This window comes from Pseudomonas antarctica, assembly GCF_900624995.1.
Lineage (GTDB): Bacteria > Pseudomonadota > Gammaproteobacteria > Pseudomonadales > Pseudomonadaceae > Aquipseudomonas > Aquipseudomonas antarctica.
Window position 1 is genome coordinate 1 of sequence record NZ_UYXQ01000202.1, and the last position, 4597, is coordinate 4597.

Here is a 4597-nt window from a genome sequence, read left to right on the forward strand (position 1 = left end):
AAGGTCTCGGATCGGCGGCAATTACCTGGTGAATGGCTTGCTGCCGCCGGCGCAGTGGCGGGTGGGGTTGGCCAAAGCTTGATGAAACAACACTGGAACAGTGTTGCCGAGTCGGGGATTGGGGTCCGAGCGGGCGTTTAAGGCCTCGGCCGAGTGGCTGACAACACAATGATCGAGCCCCCCCCCAAGGCCAAATGTGGGAGCTGTCGAGCTTCAGCGAGGCTGCGAAGAGATCACCGCGGTGCACCTGCCAGACCACAACACCCGCATCGCAGTCGATGCCGCCCCATTCAACCTGCTCTATTCGGGTGCCCGCATTTCCTGACTAATGTCGCCGCCATTAATTTTATAGTGCGTGTCGAGGGCTCAAATCCTTCACCTAAAGCCACCACTATCGGCCGCGCGTCATGAATATAGCCTGCAAAAAAAAGCGCATCGAGTGACTCGAGCGCATGAATGACGACGGATTCCTCTTTAGCTTCAACCAATTTCAACAACACCCTCAGGGCTCGCGCATCACGCGTATCGCTTAGAGATTCAGCACATCGACCTCGCCACGTCTCGGGCTTCAGTAAAAACACAACCTCAAGCGCGCGCCAGTCTGCATGATCAAATTGAGAGACGTGAGCGCTGGCAATATCGATGCCTACATCCGACCAATAGTCTTCAGAAAGAGCTGAGGTCAGTAATATTTTGTACGTTTCAAACATCAGCCACCTATTGAATGTTAAAAATGGGAGATTCCTCAGGGTCTGGTCCCATTCCCCCCATTAAGTACATCGACTAAAAGCTAAGCGTAAGGCTGCACCTACAGCAGCAGGGCTACTACCGCTGGGGATAATGACATAATCACTCTCACTTAGTCCCTTGCCACTCCAGACTTCTAGCTTTTCATGATGGCTAGGACGAATGATTATCTGGTCCTTCTTACTTTCGATACTGCATTTTTTCATCTCTTTAAATAATGCACGCTTAGTCTTGTAGCCATAGCGCTTCAACGTGCTGCCAACCCACTGATCATATCGTTGATTGGTCAAGCTGTAGTCATATAACGCCCTATCAAAAGTAGCTTCAGGATGAATCCAAACATCCTTCCGCGGCTCGGGAAGCACAAACCGACTATGCGCCAAGGCGTCAAGCAGCGCAAAGCCTAGCTCATTATCGGCAGCGTCAGGGCTGAAAAAATGCTCCACACCTTGCGGGTCCGCTCGGCTACTTCGATAGCCAGAAAAAGTGTTTACGAAAATAAAATCTGTATTTATTTTCGCATCTGCCCAAGCTGTTTTTACGACGTCAGTCATCTTAATCCACCTTAGTGACATCTACCGTAACGCCTTTGCCAGGCCCTACTCAATGGCGCTATTGATTTGATCCAATCTTATGAAAAAAGGGGACATAAAGGGGGCAGTTTTATTTTTAGCGACACAGCAGTTTGGAAAACCAAATAAATCTGTCCCCTTTCTACTTCGGATCGGCTAGCAGCTTAAAGAACGCATGGGCATTGCTGTTTTTGGTGTGCTGCTGAATGCGTTGCTGTTGAAGCCTGACGATTTGGCGTCTACGATTCACGCGGGCTTTACTTGTTCTCGTGGTGTGTGCTCGCAACTATCACCGTAGACCAAGGACGGCCTTTTTCATTTTTTGTAGTCATATCAGCGAGTTAGCTGTTAAGTAAGTGCCATTCGGGACAGATCTATTTAAACGACACAGCACTTCTAAAAAGCAAATAAATCTCCCCCTTTTTAGCGCTATCTGCTTCTTTTGCGCCTAAATATCAGCGCCGCCCAGTTTCATACTTAAGCAAATCTTGCTCCTCACGCGCATGCAAATAATCGGCCATGCGCTGCGCTTCGATCCCATCAGAAAGGCTAAGTGCGAGCAGATTCTCTGAAGACCATTCCATTAATGGGTTCATGGTCTCAATCTCTAGCATCAATGCTTCGCGTATAGTTTTATCGTGGGCACCAAACCATACCCTGAAGGTGGTTTGCCCTCCATGCTGAATAACTCGTTGGACTACAAAGTCAACATTCGTTTCTACTTCGTCGCCAAGAGCAATGTCTTGAGCAAAGAAAGGAATACAGCACAGAATAAATCTCTGAGCGGCTGTTTTCTGCCCCCATAACTGTTCCCATTCGTTACTTCCATCCTTGGTTCCAAGATGAGCGACAAATATGAAGTTGGCACGATCACGCCAAACAGGCGCTTTATGAACAGCTTCATATTCTCCGGCCTGACACTTCATATATATGCTCTACTCGTTTACCAGTGGGAAGGGGGCCATTCACCACGATACCATGGCGAGGGATTGACAGGAAAGTCTTGTGCGCCTTTTTAAGCGCTGCAGCGTGTGATTAGCAGAAAAAGGCAGAAAGAGCGGACAGATCTATTTATGCGACAACACAGCACTTTGAAAAAGCAAATAAATCTGTCACCTTTTTACTTTGATGCCTGACGATTTGGCGTCTACGATTCACGCGGGCTGTCCTTGTTCTCGTGGTGTGTGTTCGCAACTATCACCGTAGACCAAGGACGGTCTTTTTCATTTTTTTTGTAGCCATATCAGCTGGTTAGCTGTTAAGTAAGTGCCATTCAAATCCGCCCCCGCTTTAGCGTTTAACAACATCGCTACAGACATCCCCGCAAAACACTTCGTATAGTGTATCTGGAGGTGCCTGATGTTTTTCAAAGTCAGATAAAACCACCTCATACAGGTCCGACATGTCAATACGCCTAACCGCCTCTATTTGACTACTGTCCGAGATTGAAAAAACTATTTTCTCGGCCTTGCAAATCGAAGCAATCTCAGTAATCGCCTCTAATAGAATCGCAACTCTGTCTTGGGGTTTGCTCGGAAATCCAATATCTGAGGTCAATGGATCGTATTCATCATAGTCCGTCAAATAGGTAGCATTAGGGTAGCCAGGCCTGTCTCCAATTAAAAAGACGAAGGTCCCTTCACTTGGTAAAAAATCAGGCGGATAGTTAGATAGCTCAGCGCTGTTAATTTTAAATATCCCCAATTCACTCTCTAAAATATAGTCATCTAACGCCCTCCAAGCAGCTGGACTTGGCGACGGATGAACATAGCCACAAACGTCGTTCGACATGCTCACACCCATTTATCTAAGATCCCAGGTCCGACGACCTTGCCATTAAAGTGGAACAGAAAAGGGGACAGATTTATTTAAGTGACACAGCACTTCGGAAAACCAAATAAATCTGTCCCCTTTTTAGTCGCCCCCTTTTTACTGACGCGTTCGGCGGCAAGGGTCGAGATCAGGAAAAATGGCCCCCCGAAGAAAGGTTAAGTAAGTGCCATTCAAATCTGTCCCCTTTTACTATTTGTAAAAGCGTGACCTGACCCGCCTCACACCTTTTTGTCATTTACCATTAAGCGCTCCCAGCAGTTTCCTCTCTAGCGCCTGAGCATATTCGACATATTCGACAGCGCGAGGCTCCGCAGCAATAAGCTCTTTATCTCGCCGCAGAATATTCAACACTTTTTGCGTCAGCAGCAAATTTTTCGCCCAGATTGCCTCCGACAATTTTGAGGTTCCTTTTAACAACTCGGCTTCATCCAAAAACCCTACCAGCACTTCCTTATCCAACTCACGAACCACAACAGGCAGTAATTCCGGTGTATACAAATCTTGCCTGACCGCTCTGCAAAGGTCGCCTATATCAAGGTCCGTTATTTGAGTGTCCAGAATCGACCTGTGCCATGACTCCAGCGCAGACTCATCAGGATCAGGCTCAACCTCCCACTTAAACCCCTTACCCTCATCTATTTCACGAAATGTCTTTCTCATATACCGGCACCACTTAGAGATTCAATAGGCGGGCCCCCAAAAGCACCAAAAAAAGACAAAAAGGAACTAATTTATTTAAGCAACACAGCACTTCGGAAAACCAAATAAATTTGCCCCCTTTTTAGTCGTCCCCTTTTTACTGACGCGTTCGGCGGCAAGGGCCGAAGTCAGGAAAAATGGTCACCCGAAGAAAGGTTGAGTAAGTGCCATTCTGGTCTGACCCGTTTTTTACATCAACGCCTGAAAATAACGGCTCTCGCGAAATCACTATATTTATAAAACCACACACCCACAAACAAAACTGACAATGGAATGCCCAACCACAAAAACACTACATTAAACTCTATTTCGAAGCCCGCCGACACGAAGAGCACCGGCACAAGCGCCATCAAACACCCCACAGACAACATGAGGACCAAAATCCCAGCGCCCATGAATATCGAGGAAATCAAATTAATTACTCTCACCCTTAGCATCCTCGTAAAAACCATACCCTTTATAGCCGACCCCACCAAGATAAATACCCAACGCAGTTCCATAAGGTGTTTTCTTGCCTAAAATAGGTATAAGGAAGTTATTGTTCATTTTGGGAACTAGAACCCCAAAAACTGAACCCGCTTTTAGCAAAAAAGGAGACAGATTTGAATGGCACTTACTCAACCTTCTTCGGGGGGCCATTTTTCCTGACCTCGGCCCAAGCCTCACCCCATGCTGATGCAGGCACGAGGGGCGGGAACACCGACTTTGACTGTTACACCTTGAACCTTGGCTTTTCCTGAATCCAA

General features: G+C 47.1%; 5 protein-coding genes. All 5 read right to left on the reverse strand.

The genetic code is table 11. The features are described from left to right. Window positions 1-290 precede the first annotated feature (290 nt). On the reverse strand, window positions 291-710 hold the full coding sequence (locus E0F99_RS29015; protein WP_083357673.1) for a hypothetical protein: 420 nt from the start codon (window positions 708-710) through the stop codon (window positions 291-293). 60 nt (window positions 711-770) lie between these two features. Then, on the reverse strand, window positions 771-1301 hold the full coding sequence (locus E0F99_RS29020; RefSeq protein ID WP_083360400.1) for a contact-dependent growth inhibition system immunity protein: 531 nt from the start codon (window positions 1299-1301) through the stop codon (window positions 771-773). Window positions 1302-1774: 473 nt separating this feature from the next. Further along, window positions 1775-2245, reverse strand: a complete 471-nt coding sequence (locus tag E0F99_RS29025; RefSeq protein ID WP_083357672.1) for a DUF4265 domain-containing protein — start codon at window positions 2243-2245, stop codon at window positions 1775-1777. 364 nt (window positions 2246-2609) lie between these two features. After that, window positions 2610-3110 (reverse strand): hypothetical protein, encoded by a 501-nt coding sequence (locus E0F99_RS29030; RefSeq protein ID WP_083360399.1) that lies wholly within the window; start codon window positions 3108-3110, stop codon window positions 2610-2612. Window positions 3111-3383: 273 nt separating this feature from the next. Then, window positions 3384-3812, reverse strand: a complete 429-nt coding sequence (locus tag E0F99_RS29035) for a contact-dependent growth inhibition system immunity protein (protein WP_083357671.1) — start codon at window positions 3810-3812, stop codon at window positions 3384-3386. Between the last annotated feature and the right edge of the window lie 785 nt (window positions 3813-4597).